We start from the raw sequence: 19,244 nt of genomic DNA on the forward strand, positions 1-19,244 counted from the left end.
GCAACCGCATCAGTTTCGCGAACGAAAAGGAATGGCTTGCAAGGAGAGAGTTATCGCGCTATGCATCCCTATGCTGAAATTCAATACTGTAGGGGGTTGACACCCTCGCCCTCATAGAAGGGCCTGTTCACATATAAAACGTGCGTACGTTTTATATGTGAACAGGCCCTCTCCGGCAACGCAAAAGGGCAGCCTCATCCGAGGCTGCCCTTTCTTCTTTCCTGCTGCCGGCTCAGGCGCCGGTGTTGCGCAAGCGCTTCTTGTCGATCTTGCCGACGCTGGTCTTGGGGATCGCGTCGACAAACAGGATCCGCTCGGCTTCCGGCACCGCATACTTGCTGAGCCGGTTGGCCTCGACGCGCGCCAGCAGCGACGCGCGAATCGCATCCGCGGTCACCGTTGCGCCTGGCTGGCGCACCACGAATGCCATCGGCCGCTCACCCCACCTGGCGTCCGGCACGCCGATGACCGCGCACTCCTGCACGCCCGGCACCTGCGTGACCAGGCTTTCGACCTCGATCGACGAGACCCATTCGCCGCCGGTCTTGATCACGTCCTTGATCCGGTCGACGATCTGCACGAAGCCGTCGGTGCCCATCACTGCGATGTCCTGCGTATGCAGGTAGCCGCCAAGCCAGCCGGCCGACGCGCTGGCGGAATTCGCGATAGCTATGGCGTTGCTGTCCACGGTACGTGATCTGCTGGTCGCCATACAGCGACAGCGAATTGAGCAACTTTGCCTGACAAGCAGGGGATAGGCATAAGCCTGCGGCGCCGCAGGCACAAGGTGTGGTTGCATGCCTGCCTCCGTCAGAACGGCACGTCGCCGATGATGCCGGCGCGCTCCATCTTGCGCACCGTCGGCGCATAGTCCTGCACCGCGTAATGCTGGGTGCAGCGGTTGTCCCAGATCGCCACGCTGTTCTTCTTCCAGCGCCAGCGCACCTGGTATTCCGGGATTTCCGCCTGCGCGCACAGGTAGTGCAGCAGATCGCCCGCGCCGGGCATGAAGTCCTTGCCGAAGCGGACCACATCGTCGCGATGGTAGTTGGCAAAGTGCGAGGTGAAGGCATTGACGAACAGGACTTTCTCGCCCGTCTCCGGGTGGGTGCGCACCACTGGATGCTCCACCATCGGGAACTGCGCGGCCAGCGCGGCGCGCTTCTCCGGCGGCATGTTGGCGCCGAAGGTGTGTTCGATGCTGTGCTTGGCGCGCAGGCCTTCGATGCGGGCCTTGATGTCCTGCGGCAGGCGGCGGTACGCCTCGCCCATGTTCACCCAGATGGTGTCGCCGCCCACTGCCGGCGTTTCCACGCAGCGCAGCACGCAGCCCATCGGCGGCGCCTGCCGCCAGGTGGCGTCGCAATGGAAGGAGTTCTCGTAGTGCTCGACCTTGCTGTCGGGCGACTTGTAGATCTGCACCAGGCCCGGGTGTTCCGGGTCGCTGCCCACCACCGGGTGGTCTTCGAGTTCGCCGAAGCGGCGGGCAAAGGCAACGTGCTCGGCGCGGGTGATATCCTGGTCGCGCAGGAACAGCACCTTGTGCTGCAGCAGCAGCGCCTTGATCTCGGCGAACAGGCCGGCGTCGCGTGACGCATCGGCCAGGCTGACGCCGGTCAGTTCGGCGCCGATGGTGCAGGTAAGCAGTTCTGCGTGCATGGTGTTGTCTCCTCTGTTGTTGTTCTCAGATGACGAAGATCGATGAGCCGGTGGTGCGGCGCGCCTCCAGGTCCTGGTGCGCCTGCACCGCGTCTTCCAGCGCATAGCGCTGGTTGATGCCGATGCGGATGCGGCCCGCGCCGACGTGGTCGAACAGTTCGCCCGCCAGCGCCTGCTTTTCAGCGGGGTCGGCGATGTAGTCGGCCAGCGCCGGGCGCGTCAGGAACAGCGAGCCCTTCCTCGCCAGCAGCGCGGGGTCGAACGGTGGAATCGGGCCCGACGCGGTGCCCACGCACACCATGGTGCCGCGACGCTTGAGCGAATCCAGCGACGCCATGAAGGTGGTCTTGCCGACGCTGTCGAATACCACCGAAACGCCCACGCCATCGGTCAGCTCGCGCACGCGTTTGGCCACGTCCTCTCGGGTGTAATAGATGATGTGGTCGCAGCCGTGCGCAAGCGCCACCTCGGCCTTGGCCTCGGTGGACACCGTGCCGATCACGGTCAGGCCCAGCAGCTTGGCCCACTGCGACACGATCAGCCCGACCCCGCCCGCCGCGGCGTGCAGCAGAATGGTGTCGCCCTGGCTGAACGGATAGATGCGGCGCATCAGGTAGGCCGAGGTCAGCCCGCGCATGGTCATGGCCGCCGCGGTTTCAAAGGCAATGCTCTCCGGCAGGCGGATCAGCGGCGCGGCGGGCACCAGGCGCTCGGTGCTGTAGGCGCCCAGCGTGTTGACGAAGCCAGTGTAGGTGACGCGGTCGCCCGTAGCCACGTTGGTCACGCCCGGGCCCACGGATACCACCACGCCAGCGGCTTCCACGCCCATGCCGCTGGGCAGCGGCACGGGATAGGTGCCATTGCGGAAATAGGTGTCGGCGTAGTTCAGTCCCACCGCCACGTGCCGGATGCGGACCTCGCCCGGGCCCGGCTCGCCCACTTCCATGTGCTCATAGCGCAGCACTTCCGGGCCGCCGGTCTCGTACATGCGGACAACTTTTGCCATCGTCTTGTCTCCTGGAGTTTGGTTGATGCAGAGTGCGCTGCACATGCAGGAAACTGTAGTGCTTGCCGCCCCGGCGGGCTTTGCATTGGCTACCGACGACTTTGCATTTCATGCCAGGCGGCCCTATGATCGCTGCTGCGGCGGGCGGGGTGCCCGCCGCCAACTGATATTGCACCGCAAGGCAACGCTGGCTTGGAAACGCTCATACGTGCTGCCGCACTGACCAATTTCCTCGAAGTTTCGCGCGACCTCGGCCTGGACCCGCAGCCGTTGCTGCGCCAGGCGCGGTTGCGGCGGGCCTGGCTGGACGATCCCGACCAGCGCGTCCCGGTCAGCGCCTGCGTGGCGCTGCTGGAAGCCGCCGCGCAGGCCTCGGCGTGTCCGACCTTCGGGCTGCGCATGGCGGAGTCGCGCCAGCTGTCGGACTTTGGCGTGATGAGCCTGCTGATCAGCCAGCAGCCCACGCTGCGCGCCGCGCTGGCCACCACCATCCGCTACCGGCACCTGGTCAATGACTCGGTGGCGCTGTTGCTCGAAGCTGCCGGCAGCGCCGTGGTCATCCGGCAGGAAGTGCTCAGCGACGCGCCCTCGCGGCAGGCTACCGAGCTGGCCATCGGCGTGGTCTTCCGCATGTGCGCGCTGCTGCTGGGCCCGCGCTGGCAGCCGATCGGCGTGAGCTTCACACATGCGGCGCCGGCCGACCTGGGCACGCATCGACGCCTGTTCGGCTGCCCGCTGGAATTCAACGCGGACTGCAATGGCATCATCTGCCGCGCGGCCGACCTCGACGCACCGAACCCCACGGCGGACCCGGTCATGGCGCGCTATGCGCAGCAGTTCATCGACACGCTGCCCCGCGCCAACCCGCAGTCCATCGGCCACGAAGTGCGCGGCGCCATCTACCTGATGCTGCCGATGGGCCGCGCCACCTGCGAGGCCGTGGCGGAGGGTCTGGGCCTGAGCCTGCGCACCATGCAGCGCCAGCTCGACGACGCGGGCGAGACCTTCACCGATATCCTGAACGACGTGCGGCGCGAACTGGCGCGACGGTACGTGGAGAATCCGCGCTATTCGCTGCTGCGCGTGTCGCAGTTGCTCGGCTATGGGTCGGCCAGTTCGTTTACGCGGTGGTTCTCGGCGCAGTTTGGTGTGGCGCCGGCCAGCTGGCGCAGGGATCGCGCGCAGCGGTAGCGTCGAGGCCTGCATCGCAAGCTTGTCAAGCCAACCGGTCCCTTGCGCCAAGGCGATCCCCGCCAGCGTACACTGTGGCTCCCGATCTCCGGAGACCCGCGTCCATGCCAGCCTTGCGTACCCTCTATCCTGAAATCGAGCCCCATGAAACCGGCACGCTGGATGTCGGCGACGGGCATGTCATCTACTACGAGCGCGTGGGCACGCCCGGTGCCAAGCCGGCGGCATTCCTGCATGGCGGACCGGGCGGCGGCATATCCCCTGACCATCGGCGGCTGTTCGATCCGGCGCGCTATGACGTGCTGCTGTTCGACCAGCGTGGCTGCGGACGTTCGACGCCGCATGCGGGGCTGGAGGCCAACACCACCTGGCACCTGGTCGACGACATCGAGCGCCTGCGCGTCCTGGCCGGCGTGGAGCGCTGGCTGGTGTTCGGCGGCTCATGGGGCTCGACGCTGGCGCTGGCCTACGCGCAGAAGCACCCGCGGCGCGTCAGCGAGCTGGTGCTGCGCGGCATCTACACGGTGTCGCAGGCGGAGCTGGACTGGTACTACCAATACGGCGTGTCCGAGATGTTCCCCGACAAGTGGGCACGCTTCCAGGCGCCGGTGCCCGAGGCCGAGCGCGGCAACATGATGGCCGCGTACCGCAAGCTGCTGACCGGTGACGATCAGGACAAGCAGGTGGAAGCGGCGCGCGCATGGAGCGTCTGGGAAGGCGAGACCATCACGCTGCTGCCCGATGCCGGCAACAGCGCCAAGCACGACGACGGGCACTTCGCGCTGGCGTTCGCGCGGCTGGAGAACCACTACTTCACGCACCGCTGCTGGCTGGAAGACGGGCAGTTGCTGCGCGACGCGCACAAGCTGGCCGATATCCCCGGCGTGATCGTGCATGGCCGCTATGACATGCCGTGCCCGGTGCGCTATGCCTATGCGCTGCACCAGGCGTGGCCCACGGCCGATTTCCACCTGATCGAAGGCGCCGGCCATGCGTGGACCGAGCCGGGCATCATGGACCAGCTGATTGCCGCGACCGACCGCTTTGCGGCGCAGCATTAGCCGTGCACAGACCACCACCGAAGCTCACTACTGAAGCTCACCACCGGAGACCACGATGGAGCTATACGCCCACCCGTTTTCGTCCTATTGCCAGAAGGTCCTCGTTGCGTTGTACGAGAACGCCATCCCTTTCGAGTTCCGCATGCTGTCGCCCGAGCACGCGCAGAACATGGATGAACTCGCCAGGCGGTGGCCGCTCAGGCGCATGCCGGTGCTGGTCGACGACGGCCGCTCGGTGTTTGAGTCCAGCATCATCGTCGAATACCTGGACCAGCATCACCGCGGTCCCGTGCGCTGGCTGCCGGAGTCGTCCGACGCCGCGCTGCAGGTGCGCCTGCTCGACCGTTTCTTCGACCAGTACGTGATGACGCCGATGCAACGCATCGTCGCCGACTACCTGCGCCCGGCGGAGCACCGCGACGCCTTTGGCGTGGCCGAGGCGCGCAAGCTGCTTAACTCGGCCTATGCCTGGCTGGAGCCAACGCTGGCTGGCCGGGAATGGGCTGCGGGCGACGCCTTTACGCTGGCTGACTGCGCCGCAGCGCCGTCGCTGTTCTATGCGGACTGGGTGCAGCCGATCCCGGATGCGTGCGGCCACGTGCGCGCCTATCGCAACCGGCTGCTGGCGCGGCCGTCGTTTGCGCGCGCGGTGGACGAGGCACGGCCCTATCGCCCGCTTTTCCCGCCGGGTGCGCCGGACCGGGATTGAAGGGACGCGTCCAGCCACGCAGCATCGCGCCGCGCCCTACCCGAACATCCCCCCGTTGACCGAAATCACCTGGCGCGTGATGTAGCCGGCGTCGGGCGACAACAGGAAGGCCACGGTGGCGGCCACTTCGTCGGGCGTACCCATTCGCCGCGCCGGGATCATGCGCAGCGCCTCGTCACGCACGTGCGGCTCGACCATGTCGGTGTCGATCAGGCCGGGTGCCACGCAGTTGACGGTGATGGCGCGCTTGGCCAGTTCGATCGCCAGCGCCTTGGTGGCGCCGATGATGCCGGCCTTGGCCGCGCTGTAGTTGGTCTGGCCACGGTTTCCCACCAGGCCCGAGACCGACGACAGCGTGACGATGCGCCCGGGCTGGCGGCGCTGCACCATCGGCATCACCACTGGGTTGAGCACGTTGTAGAAGGCATCGAGGTTGGTATGCACCACCTCGTCCCATTCGTCGCCGGTCATGGCCGGGAAGGCTGCGTCGCGCGCCAGGCCCGCGTTGCACACCACGCCGTAGTAGCAGCCATGCGCGGCGATGTCGGCCAGCAATGCGGCGCTGGCGTCTTCGCGCCGGGCCACGTCGAAGCACAGCACGCGGGATTTGCGCCCGCACGCGCGCACCGCGTCGGCGACGGAGTCGGCCTCGTCGCGGCGCGAGCGGCAGTGCACCACCACGTCATAGCCTTCGCGGGCCAGCCGCAGGGCAATGGCGCGCCCGATGCCACGGGACGATCCCGTGACCAGCACGGTCGGATTGGTCATACCTGGTGTCCTTGCAGAGAAGCCCGCGCTGGCGCGGGCGCAGATACGGAGTGCGCGCGCAGGGAGCGCGTCATACGCGGCAGAACTCTTCCAGCACCGCCAGCCGGCGGCGCGGCTCGGCCACGAAGGGGTTGTTGCGGTCCCATGCGTAGCCGGCAAGGATCGCCGAGATCATGCCGCGGATTTCCGGCGTGGCGTTGGGATGGAAGATCAGTTTCTGGAAACGGCCTTCATACCAGGCTTCGACAAAGACACGGAAACAGTCCACGCCGGCCTTGAGCGGCCGTGCGAAGTCCTGCTCCCAGTCAACGGTCTCGCCGGCCAGTTGGCGCACCAGGCATTGGGCCGCCAGGCTCGCGGACTTGAAGGCGATGGTCACGCCGGACGAGAACACCGGATCGAGGAACTCGCCGGCATTGCCGAGCAGGGCATAGCCGTTGCCCCACAGCGACTTGACATTGGCCGAGTAGCCGGCGATCTGGCGCGCGGGGGTATCCCACCGGGCATTGGCGAGCAGCCTGGCCAGGCCCGGCTCTTCGGCCACCAGCGCCTGCAGCCGTTCGGTCTCGGTGCCGGCGTACCGGTCCAGGAACGCTTTCTCCGCCACCACGCCCTGCGAGCAGCGGCCGTCGGAGAACGGAATCGTCCAGTACCAGACGTCCGGGTGTTGCGGATGCACGCTGATCAGGATCTTGTTGCGGTCGAAGGCGCCGGTCGCGACGCGGTCTTCCACGTGGGTGAAGAGCGCGCTGCGGACCGGGAAGCCCGACGGCGATTCCAGCTGCAGCAGGCGCGGCAGGATGCGGCCAAAGCCGGAGGCATCGAGCAGAAACTTCGCGCGCACGGTGTACTGGCTGCCGTCAGGCGCACGCACGCTCACCTGCGGCTGCGCGCCGCTGACGTCGACGTCCTCAACCAGGTGCGAGAAGCGCACCTCGGCACCCTGGCGCGCGGCCTCGCGGATCAGCACGTCGTCAAAGCGCGCGCGCTGCACCTGGTAGGTGGTGCCCCAGCCGGGCGAGAACTTCTCGCGGAAGTCGAAGGCGGTCTGCTGGTCGCCGCGCGAGAAGGCGGCGCCGTTCTTGTACTGGAAGCCAGCTTCGACCACCGCGCGCAGCATGCCTGCCTCTTCGATATAGGCCATGCTCTGCGGGAGCAGGCTCTCGCCGATGGAAAAGCGCGGGAAAGTTTCTTTCTCGATCACAAGTACCGGAATCCCATGCTTGCGCAGCAAGCCGGCGGCGACCGAGCCTGCGGGCCCAGCGCCAATGATGACGACATCCGTGGTTTCCATTTTCATAAGCTTCGAGGGTTCCGATTCGTAGCGATTGCAGGGCGCGGGGAGGGGACACGTGCATGGCCGACCGCGCCGGGCAGCGGGCGGTGGTGCAAGCCAGGGGGAAGAGTGCCGGCAGTATCCAGAAGTTCCCAAAGCCGCAATCATAGCGCGGCCATGCTCACCGATTCGCCAGGCGAACGGATGGCGCCGCTTCCGGCAAGCCGGCAGGGAAGCGGCAGGCGGGCAATCAGTCTTGCGTGCCCAGCGCCCGGTTGATCCGCAGGGCAATCAAGGTGCAGGCAACCCCCGAAAGCAGATAGCCGCTGACCGCAATCAGCCCGAACTCCACGGACAGGCCGAGCGCAACCAGCGGCGCAAACGCGGCGCCGAACAGCCAGGCCATATCGGTGGTCAGTGCCGCGCCGGTGTAGCGATACCGCCGTTCGAAGTTCGACGTGACGGCCCCCGCCGCCTGCCCGTACGACAAGCCGAGCAGGCCGAAGCCGATCAGGATGAACAGGTCCTGCCCCGCCGGGCCGCCGCCCATCAGCAAAGGCGCGAACAGGCTGAAAATGCCGATCAGGATCGCCATCAGGCCAAGCGTCGTGCGCCGTCCGATGCGGTCGGCGATCCAGCCAGATGCAATGGTGCCGACAATGCCGATCACCGCGCCCACGATCTGGATGGCCAGGACGTCCGTGATCGACTGGGTGCCATGCAGCGCCACCCACGACAACGGAAACACGGTCACGAGGTGGAACAGTGCATAGCTAGCCAGCGCGGCAAATGCGCCGAGCAGCAGGTTGTACCCCTGTTTCTTCACGATCTCCGTGGTGCTGATGGGCTCAAGCTCGTCCTCGTCCAGCAGTTGCGTGTATTCGTTCGTCACCACCAGGCGCAGGCGCGCAAAGAGCGCCACGACATTGATCGCAAAGGCGACGTAGAAGGGATAGCGCCAGCCCCACTCCAGGAACTCATGGACGTCCAGGCTGGCGATCAGGAACAGAAACAGCGAGCCGGCCACGATAAAGCCGGTGGGCGCGCCGAGCTGTCCCATCATCGCGTACCAGCCGCGGCGCTGCGGGGGCGCATTGAGCGCCAGCAGTGACGGCAGCCCGTCCCATGAGCCGCCAAAGGCAACGCCCTGCAGCGTCCGGAATACCGCCAGCAGGATGATCGAGGTTTGCCCGAGCGTGGCATAGCCGGGCAGGAAGGCAATGCCCACGGTCGCGGTGCCGAGCAGGAACAGCGACGCTGTCAGCTTGATGCTGCGCCCCCACCGGCGCTGGATCCGCATGAACAGCGCGGTGCCGAATGGCCGTCCGATAAACGCCAGCGCAAAAATCGCAAACGCATAGAGTATCCCTTCCAGCCGCCCGGTAAATGGAAAGTAGACGGTCGGGAAGACCAGCACCGAAGCGATGCCGTAGACGAAGAAATCGAAGTACTCCGAAGCGCGGCCAATGACCACGCCCGTGGCGATTTCCGCGGGCGCGACATGCGCGGCGCCGGGCGCGGGAGGTGCTGCAGGAGACGCCCGGTGCTGATGGGTCGCGGTGGTCATCGGCATACCTCCTGTGTCTTGTGAAAGACGGCGCTGCAAATTGCACCATGAAGAATGGCACTTCAGCGCCTACACTGCCATAGTTGCTCAGACCAGTCTAAGTCACTTGTGCCGCCGCGTACAAATGGCGTTGACTCAAATGCGATGCGATCTCCCGGTCAGACAATGTCAATGCACCGCCCGATCCGCTGGTTGTTGCTGCTGCCGGTCCTGTTGGCACTGGGCGGCTGCAACGCTGTGCTGCTTGCCCCGGCCGGCGATCTGGCCGTGCGGCAACGTGATCTGATCATCATTTCCACCTGCCTCATGCTGCTGATCATCATTCCGGTGATCGTGCTGACGCTGGTGTTCGCGTGGCGCTACCGGGCCTCCAACCCGGATGCGCACTACAACCCCGAGTGGGACCATTCGACGGTGCTCGAACTGCTGATCTGGTCGGCGCCGCTGCTCATCATCATTGCGCTGGGGGCTGTCACCTGGGTCAGCACGCACAAGCTCGATCCCTACCAGCCGCTGAGCCGGCTGGACGAAAGCCGCTCGCTGCCGGTGGATGTTCAGCCGCTGACCGTCGAGGTCGTGGCACTGGACTGGAAGTGGCTCTTCCTCTACCCGGAGCAGGGCATTGCCACGGTCAATGAGCTTGCCGCGCCCGTCGACCGACCCATCCGCTTCAAGATCACGGCCTCCACCGTGATGAACTCCTTCTTCATCCCCGCGCTTGCGGGCCAGGTCTATGCCATGCCGGGCATGGAGACCCGGCTGCATGCGGTCATCAATGAGCCCGGCGTCTATGAGGGCTTCTCGGCCAACTACAGCGGCGCGGGCTTTTCGCACATGCGGTTCCGGTTCCACGGCCTGAGCAAAGAGGAATTCAGCCGCTGGGTGCAGAAGGTCAAGGCGGAAGGCACGCCCCTGTCGCGCGCCACCTACACGCAACTGGAACAGCCCAGCGAGCGCGAGCCGGTGCGGCACTATGCCAGCGTGGCCACGGATCTGTTCGACGCCATCCTCAACCGCTGCGTGCAGGCCGGGCAGGTCTGCCAGAAGGACCTGATGGCCCTCGATTCGCGCCGGGCACGAGGCCTGACGGGCGCGGTGTGCACGGCCAGCAACACGCTTGGCGAGCCGGTCGATGTCACCGTGGCCGGCGCCGAAAGGCTGTTGCAGTAGCCGTGCGGCAGCCACGAAAGGATGCCTTGTAAAACGCCGTTGTTGTCCTGGAGACTCACATGCCGGAGCGATCCGAACTCGCCACGCTGCTCTTCGGCCGCCTGACCTGGGAGGCAATTCCGCTACATGAGCCGATCCTGCTGGCTACCTTCATCGCCGTCGTCATCGGCGGTCTGGTGCTGGTCGGGGCGGTGACGTACTTCAAGGCCTGGGGCTATCTCTGGCGCGAGTGGTTCACCAGCATCGACCACAAGCGGATCGGCATCATGTACGTGATCCTGGGCATCGTGATGCTGCTGCGCGGGTTTGCCGATGCCGTCATGATGCGGATCCAGCAGGCCATTGCCTTCGGCGACAACCTGGGCTACCTGCCGCCGCACCACTATGACCAGATCTTCACGGCGCACGGCGTGATCATGATCTTCTTCGTGGCCATGCCGCTGGTCACCGGCCTGATGAACTTCGTGGTGCCGCTGCAGATCGGCGCGCGCGACGTCGCGTTTCCGTTCCTGAACAACTTCAGCTTCTGGATGACGGTGGGCGGCGCCGTGCTGGTGATGATGTCGCTGTTCGTCGGCGAGTTCGCGCGTACCGGCTGGCTGGCCTATCCACCGCTGTCGGGCATCCTGCAGAGCCCGGACGTGGGCGTGGACTACTACCTGTGGTCACTGCAGGTGGCGGGGATCGGCACGTTGCTCTCGGGCATCAACCTGCTGGTGACCATCGTCAAGATGCGCGCGCCCGGCATGAACCTGATGCGCATGCCGATCTTCACCTGGACCGCGCTTTGCACCAACGTCCTGATCATCGCCGCCTTTCCGGTGCTGACGGCGGCGCTGGCGATGCTGGCGGTCGACCGCTACCTGGGGATGAACTTCTTCACCAGCGACCTGGGCGGCAGCGCCATGATGTACGTGAACCTGATCTGGATCTGGGGCCACCCCGAGGTGTATATCCTGGTCCTGCCGGTGTTCGGCGTGTTCTCCGAGGTGGTGGCCACCTTCAGCGGCAAGCGACTGTTCGGCTATGCCTCGATGGTGTATGCCACGGTGGTGATCACGGTGCTGTCGTACCTGGTCTGGCTGCACCACTTCTTCACCATGGGCTCGGGTGCCAGCGTCAATTCGTTCTTCGGCATCACCACCATGATCATTTCGATCCCGACCGGGGCGAAGCTGTTCAACTGGCTCTTCACCATGTACCACGGGCGCATCCGCTTCGAGGTGCCGATGCTGTGGACGGTGGGCTTCATGGTCACCTTCGTGATCGGCGGCATGACCGGCGTGCTGCTGGCGGTACCGCCGGCGGACTTCTCGCTGCACGGCAGCCTGTTCCTGGTCGCGCATTTTCATAACGTGATCATCGGAGGCGTGCTGTTCGGCCTGATGGCCGGCATCTCCTACTGGTTCCCCAAGGCCTTCGGCTACAAGCTGGATCCGTTCTGGGGCAAGTGCTCGTTCTGGTTCTGGCTGGTCGGCTTCTACCTGGCGTTTATGCCGCTCTATGTGCTCGGGCTGCTGGGCGTGACCCGGCGCATGAGTCATTTCGAGGACCACTCGCTGCAGATCTGGTTCCAGCTGGCGGGCGTGGGCGCCCTGCTGATCGCGCTGGGCATCGGGTGCTTCCTGATCCAGCTGGTGGTGAGCTTCATGCGCCGCGAATCCCTGCGCGATGCCACCGGCGACCCCTGGAACGGCCGCACGCTGGAATGGTCGACGTCGTCGCCGCCGCCGCCCTATAACTTTGCCTTTACGCCGGTGGTGCATGACAGCGACGCCTGGTGGCAGATGAAGGCGCATTACTACCAGCGTCCCGCGCAGGGCTTCATCCCGATCCATATGCCGAAGAACACCGGCGCCGGCATCATCCTGGCCGGCCTCAGCACGCTGTGCGGATTCGCGCTGATCTGGCATATCTGGTGGCTGGTGGTGCTGGCCTTCGCGGCGACGATCCTCACCGCGATCGGCCATACCTTCAACTACAAGCGCGATTTCTATATCGCGGCCGACGCGGTCAACCGTACGGAGGCAGAGCGCACTGCGCTGCTGGCGAGCCATGGCTGATACCGTCGCTCCGTTCCCCGCCGGCGGCGCGCGCGCGCAGGACGCCCTGCCGCCGCGCGAACTGGTGCAGCCCGCCGAGATGCACTTCTACATGGCCGAGGAATACCACGTGCCCAACGGCACGCTGCTCGGCTTCTGGCTGTATCTGATGAGCGACTGCCTCATCTTTGCCTGCCTGTTTGCCGCCTACGGCGTACTGGGCCGCAACTACGCGGGCGGCCCTTCCGGCGCCGAGTTGTTCGAACTGCCGCTGGTGGCGCTGAACACCTCGTTCCTGCTGCTGTCGTCGATCACCTATGGCTTTGCCATGCTGGAGACGCAACGTGGCCGGATCGGGGCGACGCTGGGCTGGATGGCGGTCACCGGAGTGCTGGGGGCAGCCTTCCTCAGCGTGGAAATCTACGAGTTCGTGCACCTGGTGGGCGAGGGCGCCGGGCCGCAGCGCAGCGGCTTCCTGACGTCGTTCTTCGCGCTGGTCAGCACCCACGGCCTGCACGTGACCTTCGGCATCGTCTGGCTCGTCACGCTGATGACACAGGTGCGCCGCCACGGCCTGATCCCGGAAAACAAGCGCCGCCTGATGTGCCTGTCCATGTTCTGGCACTTCCTGGACGTGGTCTGGATCGGCGTGTTTACCTTCGTCTACCTGATGGGAGTGCTGCCATGAGCGCGCACGACAACACGCTGGACGCCCACGGGCACGGCCATGGCCACGGTGAGAGCGAGATCCATATCTCGCTGAGCGGTTACGTGACCGGTTTTGTGCTGTCGGTGATCCTGACCGCGATTCCGTTCTGGCTGGTGATGGGCAAGGTGTTCGACAAGTCCAGTACCACCGCCATGGTGCTGCTGGCGCTCGGCGCCGTGCAGATCGTCGTGCACATGATTTACTTCCTGCACCTGAACGCCAAGTCAGAAGGCGGCTGGAACATGCTGGCGCTGATCTTCACGCTGGTGCTGGTGGTAATCGCGCTGACCGGCACGCTCTGGGTGATGTTCCACCTGAATTCCAATATGATGCCGGGCATGCAGACCACAAAGAACTTGCCTTGACCGGTTCCACTCAAGACCGCCCCGCGCCGGTCAAATCCGCGCGCCCCGAAACCGCCCGCCCCGAAACCGCCCGACCGCTATCGCCAGCATGGCTGGCGATACTGGGGATCTTTGCCGCGGCGGCCATTGCAGGCCTGGTTGCCCTGGGTAACTGGCAGATCGAGCGGCGCGCCTGGAAGCTCGGCCTGATTGCCCAGGTGGCAGAACGCGTCCATGCGCCGCCGGTGGCGGCGCCAGCGCCCGCCGCATGGCCAGCGTTGAACATGGCCACCGGAGAGTACCGCCGTATCCACGCCAGCGGCACCTTCGCCGATGACAAGCAGACCCTGGTCCAGGCTGTGACCGAGCTGGGTGGCGGCTACTGGGTGGTGACGCCGCTGCGCATGGCCGACGGCAGCACCGTGCTGGTCAACCGCGGCTTCGTGACCGAGCCGTTCCGCGGGCGGGTGGCGCCTGCCGCGGGCGCCACCAGCGAGGTGGTCGGCCTGCTGCGCATGAGCGAACCGGGCACCGGCTTCCTGCGCCACAATGACGCAGCCCATGACCAGTGGTTCTCGCGCGATGTGCTGGCCATTGCCGCGCGCCGCGGCCTGGACCACGTGGCGCCGTATTTCATCGATGCCGAGGCGGTGCCGCCCCCGGCCGGCGCCGACCCGCAGGCCTGGCCGGTGGGCGGGCTGACCGTGACGGTCTTCACCAACAACCACCTCAGCTACGCGCTGACCTGGTACGGCCTGGCCCTGATGGTGGCGGCCGCCGCGGCATACTTGGGGCGCGAGGAGTACCGCAAGCGCGTTCACGCCCGTCAGCTCCGGGGTTCTTCCTCGGACAACTCGCACGGCTGACGCCACGCCGGCGGCCCGGCGCCAGCGCGCCGCCGGCAAGCCGGGCCAAGTCCCGGCAGAATGTGGGGTACGCCACCCAAGGGAACCACCATGTCAGCATTCTCCATGCCCTACCGCCGCCTCGGAGCCAGCAACCTGCGCGTCTCGGCGCTGTGCCTGGGCACCATGATGTTCGCCGACCAGACCGATGAGGCCGAGGCTGGCCGCATCGTTGCCAGCGCGCGTGACCACGGCGTGAACTTTATCGATACCGCCGACGTGTACACCAAGGGCGCGTCCGAGCAGATGGTCGGGCGCCTGCTGACCGCCGGGCGCCACGACTGGGTGCTGGCCACCAAGCTGGGCAACGCCATGCAGGCCGCGCCCAACCACGGGCATTACTCGCGGGTCTGGATCACGCGCGCCGTCGAGGACAGCCTGCACCGGCTGGCGACGGACTACATCGACATCCTCTATCTGCACCGCGACTACCCGGGCGAGAACCTGGAAGAGGCGGTGCGGGCGATGGGCGACCTGGTGCGCAGCGGCAAGATCCGCTACTGGGCGGTGTCGAACTTCCGCGGCTGGCGCATCGCCGAAATCGCACGGCTGTGCAGCGAGCTGGGGGTGCCGCGCCCGGTGGCGTGCCAGCCGTACTACAACCTGCTGAACCGCATGCCGGAAGTGGAGATCCTGCCCGCGTGCGAGCACTATGGCCTGGGCGTGGTGCCCTACAGCCCGGTGGCGCGCGGGGTGCTCACCGGCAAGTACGCGCCGGGGCAGGCGCCGGGCGAGGGCACGCGCGCGGGCCGTGCCGACCGCCGCATCATGGAAACCGAGTTCCGCGAGGAATCGCTGGTCATTGCCCAGCGGCTCAAGGCCCATGCCGAGGCGCGCGGGCTGACGCCGGGCCAGTTCGCCACCGCCTGGGTGCTGGCCAATCCGATCATCTCGTCGGTCATCGCCGGGCCGCGCACGCTGGCGCAGTTCGAAGATTACTTCGGCGCGCTTGGCGTCGCGATCACGCCCGAGGAAGAGTCGATGGTCGATGCGCTGGTGTCGCCGGGCCATGCGTCGACCCACGGCTACAACGATCCCGGCTACCCGTTCGGTGGAAGGCCGGTGGCGCGCGAGCCGGGTGGCCGATAATCAGGCGTCACCTTTTGGACGGGCCGATGTGGCGCAGGCTTTGCCTGGGGTGACGCACGTTTGCAACGGCACACAGACCGCACGCGCGCTTGATGCACGCTGGCGCGACTCCTACTAATATCAATACAGGCGGCGCGCGCACTGCGCGCGCCGCGAGAACATTGCGCTTCGAGCCGGTGCACGAAGGCTTTGTGCGCTGCGTCGGCCCAACAGGGAAGCCCAAACGTGTCGCGTCGTGGCTGGATCTTCGCTGGCTTGGCGGTCGCCCTTGGTGGGGGCGCCTATGTCGTGTATAGCTTGGTCGCCGGCGAGGTGCGCAACTCGCACTTGCAGGCGCGGCTGATCGGCAGCCTGGGGCAGCGCCTGACGTTCGAGATCCAGCCGGGGGCCAGCGACAGCATCCGTTTCCCGCATTCCGGACCCTACGACGCCCGCATGGGCTACGGCCAGCTGCCGCGCTTTGCGCAGCGGCTGGAGCAGCGCGGCTACGTGCCCGCCGAACAGGCGCGCATGTCGCCCGACATGGTGCGGATGATCGACGAAGGCCTTTTCACGCCCTACCGGGAAAAGAACCAGGCAGGCCTGCTGCTGCGCGACTGCAACGGCCTGACGCTGGCGTTCGAGCGCTACCCGCAGCGCCAATACCCCGACTTCGGCGCGGTGCCGACGGTGCTGGTGAGCGCCTTGCTGTATGTCGAGAACCAGGGCCTGCTGAACCCCGAATACCCCAATATGAACCCGGCGCTGGACTGGCGCCGGCTGTCGCGCGCGGTGCTGGACCAGGTGATCCGGCTGGCCGACAAGTCCCATGACGCGCCCGGCGGCAGCACGCTGGCCACGCAGATCGAGAAATACCGGCACTCGCCCGAAGGGCGCACCGCCTCGATCCCGGAAAAATTCCGGCAGATGGCGTCGGCGTCGCTGCGCGCCTACCTGGACGGGCCCGACACCCAGCGCGCGCGCGAGCGCATCGTGGTGGACTACCTGAATACCGTGCCACTGTCGGCACGCGAGGGCTTTGGCGAGATCAACGGCATCGGCGATGCGCTGTGGGTCTGGTACGGCGAGGATTTCGGCGAGGTCAACCGGCTGCTGAAGGAAATGGACCCGCGCGCGCCTGAACCGCGCCAGGCGCAAGCCTTCAAGCGCGCGCTGTCGCTGATCATCTCGCAGCGCCGCCCGTCCTACCACCTGCGCCGCGACGACACCAACCTGGATGCGCTGACCGGCAGCTACCTGCGGCTGCTGGCGGCCAACAACATCATCACGCCCGAGCTGCGCGACGCCGCGCTGGTGCAGCCGCTGGACAAGGCCGCGCCGCCGCAGCGCCCGGCGCAGGAGCCCTTTGTCACGCGCAAGGCCGTCAACCGCGTGCGCACCGATATCACCCGGCTGACCGGGGTGCAGAGCCGCTACGACATGGACCGGCTCGACCTGACCGTGGACAGCACCATCAACCGCGAAGCGCAGCGCAGCATCACCGAGACGCTGCAGCGCGTGAACAACAAGGCCGATGCGCGCGCCATGGGCCTGTACGGCCACAACCTGCTGCGCGACAACGACGACCCGTCGAAGCTGATAACCAGCTTCACGCTGTACGAGCGCGTGGGCAATGCCAGCGTGGTGCGCGTGCAGGCCGACAATATCGACCAGCCCTTCGATATCAACAGCGGCGCACGCCTGAACCTGGGCTCCACGGCCAAGCTGCGCACGCTGGTGTCCTACCTGGAGATCATCAGCGAACTGCAAGCGCGCTACGCCGGCTTGAGCCGCGCCGAGCTGGCTGAGGTGCACCTGGCGCGCCAGGATGCGCTCAGCCGCTGGGCGGTGGACTACCTGATGAAGACCCGCAGGCCGGAAGAGCGCGAGCTGATGCCGATGCTCGAGGCCGCCATGGAGCGCAAGTACTCCGGCAGTGCCGGCGAAGGCTTCTACACCGGTGGCGGCCTGCAGAGCTTCAGCAATTTCGAGCGCTGGGAGGGAGAGCGCATCATGACCGTGCGCATGGGCTTCCAGCACTCGGTCAACCTGGTGTTCATTCGCATGATGCGCGACATCGTGCGCTATGAGATGTTCCATGCCAAGCCTGACATGGGCGACCTGTTCGAGGACCGCAACGCGCCTGGCCGGCGCGAGTACCTGGAGCGTTTCGCCGACCAGGAAGGCAGCGCCTACATGACCGCCTTTTACCAGCGCTACCGCGGCAAGGATTCGGCGCAGCGCCTGGACACGCTGCTGGGCCGCGTGCGCATGACCTTGCCGCACCTGAACGCGGTGCGCATGTCGGTGACGCTGCTGAGCGCGCGGCCGACCCTGGACGAGGAAAGCTATATCCGCATCATGCGCGCGCGTCTGGGCGACAAGCAGCTGGCCAAGGAAGACCTGCCGGCGCTGTATCGCAAGTACGGCAAGGACAAGTTCAACCTGAACGACCGCGGCTACCTGTCGCGGGTGCATCCGCTGGAACTGTGGATGGTGGAGTACCTGGACCAGCACCCCAACGCCACGCTGTCGGAGATCCTGCGCGCCAGCACCGCCGAGCGCCAGGAAGTGTACAAGTGGCTGTTCAAGACGCACAGCAAGGCGGGCCAGGACAACCGCATCCGCACGCTGCTGGAGCAGGACGCCTTCGCGCGCATTGCCCGGCGCTGGCAGCGGCTGGGCTATCCGTTCGACTCGCTGACGCCGTCCTATGCCAGCGCCATCGGCGCCTCGGGCGACCGCCCGGCCGCGCTGGCGGAGCTGGCGGGCATCCTGCAGTCTGGCGGGATGGCCTCGCAGAACGCCGCGGTTTATAGCCTGGCCTTTGCCGATGGCACGCCCTACGCCACGCGCTACGTGCTGCAGCCGGCGCCGGGCAAGCGCCTGCTGCCGGAAGAGATAACCGTGGTGGTGCGGCGCTCGATGCTCGATGTGGTGGAAGGCGGCACCGCCAAGTCGATCCGGGGCGCCTTCACGGTGCCGGGCCGCAATGGCGCCACGCTGACGGTGGCGGGCAAGACCGGCACCGGCGACCAGCGCTTCCAGGTCTACGGGCCGGGCGGGCGGCTGCTTTCATCGCGCTCGGTCAACCGCTCGGCGACTTTCGTGTTTACGCTCGGTGACCGCTTCTTCGGCACGGTGGTGGTCAATGCCAGGGAACCCTACGCGGCGCGCTACAGCTATACCAGCGCGCTGGCGGTCAGGGTGTTGCGCGCGATCGCGCCGCAGATATCGGCGATGGCGCCAGGCGGCGACCGCGCGCTGCTACGTTGCCGCGATACGTCGCCGGGGCTGCGCGCCCCGCGCACGCCGACGCTGACCGAAGCCGTGCCCGGCGCGCCGCTGACCCAGACGCAGGTTGTGCCCAGGGTGTCGCCCGCGCCGGCCAACCCTGCCGGCCCCGCGCGCGCGCCGGACACGCCGGCGCTGGCCGACGCGCAGGATGCCGCCGGCGTGCGCCCCGCCGGTCAGCCCTTGCGGCGAACCATGCCGTAGATCACCAGGAGCACGATCGCGCCGACCACCGACGCGATCCAGCCTGCAGGCTGCCCGGGCTGGTACCAGCCCAGCGCGCGGCCGACGTAGCCCGCGACGATCGAACCGAGGATCCCCAGGACGATGGTCATGATCCAACCCATCTTGTCGTCGCCGGGCTTTACCGCCCGGGCGATCAGTCCGACGATAAGGCCAACGAAGACGGTGCCAATGAATGCCATCATGGTGCGCTCCCGGAGGTGGTCCGCGGTAAGGATCCGATGCCGCGCCG

General features: G+C 66.6%; 16 protein-coding genes and 1 pseudogene. 10 read left to right on the forward strand and 7 right to left on the reverse strand.

The window, feature by feature from the left end; translation table 11 throughout:
• Positions 1-232: 232 nt before the first annotated feature.
• From DN412_RS35810 to DN412_RS35820, 3 genes and pseudogenes are all read right to left on the reverse strand, one after another.
• Positions 233-637 (reverse strand): annotated as a pseudogene (locus DN412_RS35810) (AMP-binding enzyme); the annotation flags it as partial.
• Positions 638-810: 173 nt separating this feature from the next.
• Positions 811-1,659, reverse strand: coding sequence for a TauD/TfdA dioxygenase family protein (locus DN412_RS35815; protein ID WP_115215885.1), 849 nt, complete (start codon positions 1,657-1,659; stop codon positions 811-813).
• A 25-nt stretch (positions 1,660-1,684) separates the two neighbouring features.
• Positions 1,685-2,665, reverse strand: a complete 981-nt coding sequence (locus tag DN412_RS35820) for a quinone oxidoreductase family protein (RefSeq protein WP_115215886.1) — start codon at positions 2,663-2,665, stop codon at positions 1,685-1,687.
• 192 nt (positions 2,666-2,857) lie between these two features.
• Here DN412_RS35820 and DN412_RS35825 point away from each other — a divergent pair, with 192 nt between their 5' ends.
• The 3 genes from DN412_RS35825 (at position 2,858) to DN412_RS35835 (ending at position 5,626) form a co-directional block, all read left to right on the forward strand.
• A complete protein-coding gene (locus DN412_RS35825) occupies positions 2,858-3,856 on the forward strand; it encodes an AraC family transcriptional regulator (RefSeq protein ID WP_115215887.1) in 999 nt (332 codons plus the stop codon).
• A 104-nt stretch (positions 3,857-3,960) separates the two neighbouring features.
• The gene (gene pip, locus DN412_RS35830) at positions 3,961-4,917 is read left to right on the forward strand and encodes a prolyl aminopeptidase (protein WP_115215888.1); all 957 of its coding nucleotides are present in this window, start codon (positions 3,961-3,963) and stop codon (positions 4,915-4,917) included.
• Positions 4,918-4,972: 55 nt separating this feature from the next.
• A complete protein-coding gene (locus DN412_RS35835; protein ID WP_115215889.1) occupies positions 4,973-5,626 on the forward strand; it encodes a glutathione S-transferase family protein in 654 nt (217 codons plus the stop codon).
• Positions 5,627-5,662: 36 nt separating this feature from the next.
• Here the strand turns inward: DN412_RS35835 and fabG are convergent, their stop codons facing one another.
• From fabG to DN412_RS35850, 3 genes are all read right to left on the reverse strand, one after another.
• Positions 5,663-6,394: a 3-oxoacyl-ACP reductase FabG gene (fabG, locus tag DN412_RS35840; RefSeq protein ID WP_115215890.1), complete on the reverse strand. Its 732-nt coding sequence runs from the start codon at positions 6,392-6,394 to the stop codon at positions 5,663-5,665.
• 70 nt (positions 6,395-6,464) lie between these two features.
• Positions 6,465-7,694, reverse strand: coding sequence for an NAD(P)/FAD-dependent oxidoreductase (locus tag DN412_RS35845; protein WP_115215891.1), 1,230 nt, complete (start codon positions 7,692-7,694; stop codon positions 6,465-6,467).
• 226 nt (positions 7,695-7,920) lie between these two features.
• The gene (locus DN412_RS35850) at positions 7,921-9,237 is read right to left on the reverse strand and encodes an MFS transporter (protein WP_115215892.1); all 1,317 of its coding nucleotides are present in this window, start codon (positions 9,235-9,237) and stop codon (positions 7,921-7,923) included.
• Between the two features lie 165 nt (positions 9,238-9,402).
• Here DN412_RS35850 and cyoA point away from each other — a divergent pair, with 165 nt between their 5' ends.
• The 7 genes from cyoA to DN412_RS35885 all read left to right on the forward strand — a co-directional run bounded on the left by cyoA (position 9,403) and on the right by DN412_RS35885 (position 18,973).
• Positions 9,403-10,407, forward strand: coding sequence for a ubiquinol oxidase subunit II (gene cyoA / locus DN412_RS35855; RefSeq protein WP_244222948.1), 1,005 nt, complete (start codon positions 9,403-9,405; stop codon positions 10,405-10,407).
• 59 nt (positions 10,408-10,466) lie between these two features.
• Positions 10,467-12,470 carry a cytochrome o ubiquinol oxidase subunit I gene (gene cyoB / locus DN412_RS35860; RefSeq protein WP_115215894.1) on the forward strand — a complete coding sequence of 668 codons (2,004 nt, stop codon included), beginning with the start codon at positions 10,467-10,469 and terminating at the stop codon, positions 12,468-12,470.
• Positions 12,463-13,137: a cytochrome o ubiquinol oxidase subunit III gene (gene cyoC, locus DN412_RS35865; protein ID WP_115215895.1), complete on the forward strand. Its 675-nt coding sequence runs from the start codon at positions 12,463-12,465 to the stop codon at positions 13,135-13,137. The genes cyoB and cyoC overlap by 8 nt, the downstream gene beginning before the upstream one ends.
• On the forward strand, positions 13,134-13,523 hold the full coding sequence (cyoD, locus tag DN412_RS35870) for a cytochrome o ubiquinol oxidase subunit IV (RefSeq protein ID WP_078201246.1): 390 nt from the start codon (positions 13,134-13,136) through the stop codon (positions 13,521-13,523). Before cyoC ends, cyoD begins: the two co-directional genes overlap by 4 nt.
• On the forward strand, positions 13,520-14,368 hold the full coding sequence (locus DN412_RS35875; RefSeq protein ID WP_115215896.1) for an SURF1 family protein: 849 nt from the start codon (positions 13,520-13,522) through the stop codon (positions 14,366-14,368). Before cyoD ends, DN412_RS35875 begins: the two co-directional genes overlap by 4 nt.
• Before the next feature lie 90 nt (positions 14,369-14,458).
• Positions 14,459-15,496, forward strand: a complete 1,038-nt coding sequence (locus tag DN412_RS35880) for an aldo/keto reductase (protein ID WP_115215897.1) — start codon at positions 14,459-14,461, stop codon at positions 15,494-15,496.
• A 225-nt stretch (positions 15,497-15,721) separates the two neighbouring features.
• Complete coding sequence (locus DN412_RS35885; protein ID WP_115215898.1) at positions 15,722-18,973, forward strand: transglycosylase domain-containing protein; 3,252 nt, start codon at positions 15,722-15,724, stop codon at positions 18,971-18,973.
• On the opposite strand, the gene DN412_RS35890 is transcribed toward DN412_RS35885, so the two are convergent.
• Entirely contained in the window at positions 18,946-19,197 is a 252-nt protein-coding gene (locus DN412_RS35890; protein WP_078201551.1) for a GlsB/YeaQ/YmgE family stress response membrane protein, read from the reverse strand. The genes DN412_RS35885 and DN412_RS35890 overlap by 28 nt on opposite strands.
• Between the last annotated feature and the right edge of the window lie 47 nt (positions 19,198-19,244).

It is taken from the genome of Cupriavidus lacunae (genome assembly GCF_003353055.1).
GTDB lineage: Bacteria > Pseudomonadota > Gammaproteobacteria > Burkholderiales > Burkholderiaceae > Cupriavidus > Cupriavidus lacunae.

Excerpts from the sequence above, each read along its gene's own strand:
- DN412_RS35815 (WP_115215885.1), bottom strand. The coding sequence starts at position 1,659 with ATGCACGCAGAACTGCTTACCTGCACCATCGGCGCCGAACTGACCGGC.
- DN412_RS35820 (WP_115215886.1), bottom strand. The coding sequence starts at position 2,665 with ATGGCAAAAGTTGTCCGCATGTACGAGACCGGCGGCCCGGAAGTGCTG.
- pip (WP_115215888.1), top strand. The coding sequence starts at position 3,961 with ATGCCAGCCTTGCGTACCCTCTATCCTGAAATCGAGCCCCATGAAACC.
- DN412_RS35835 (WP_115215889.1), top strand. The coding sequence starts at position 4,973 with ATGGAGCTATACGCCCACCCGTTTTCGTCCTATTGCCAGAAGGTCCTC.
- fabG (WP_115215890.1), bottom strand. The coding sequence starts at position 6,394 with ATGACCAATCCGACCGTGCTGGTCACGGGATCGTCCCGTGGCATCGGG.
- DN412_RS35845 (WP_115215891.1), bottom strand. The coding sequence starts at position 7,694 with ATGAAAATGGAAACCACGGATGTCGTCATCATTGGCGCTGGGCCCGCA.
- DN412_RS35850 (WP_115215892.1), bottom strand. The coding sequence starts at position 9,237 with ATGACCACCGCGACCCATCAGCACCGGGCGTCTCCTGCAGCACCTCCC.
- cyoA (WP_244222948.1), top strand. The coding sequence starts at position 9,403 with ATGTCAATGCACCGCCCGATCCGCTGGTTGTTGCTGCTGCCGGTCCTG.
- cyoB (WP_115215894.1), top strand. The coding sequence starts at position 10,467 with ATGCCGGAGCGATCCGAACTCGCCACGCTGCTCTTCGGCCGCCTGACC.
- cyoC (WP_115215895.1), top strand. The coding sequence starts at position 12,463 with ATGGCTGATACCGTCGCTCCGTTCCCCGCCGGCGGCGCGCGCGCGCAG.
- cyoD (WP_078201246.1), top strand. The coding sequence starts at position 13,134 with ATGAGCGCGCACGACAACACGCTGGACGCCCACGGGCACGGCCATGGC.
- DN412_RS35880 (WP_115215897.1), top strand. The coding sequence starts at position 14,459 with ATGTCAGCATTCTCCATGCCCTACCGCCGCCTCGGAGCCAGCAACCTG.
- DN412_RS35890 (WP_078201551.1), bottom strand. The coding sequence starts at position 19,197 with ATGATGGCATTCATTGGCACCGTCTTCGTTGGCCTTATCGTCGGACTG.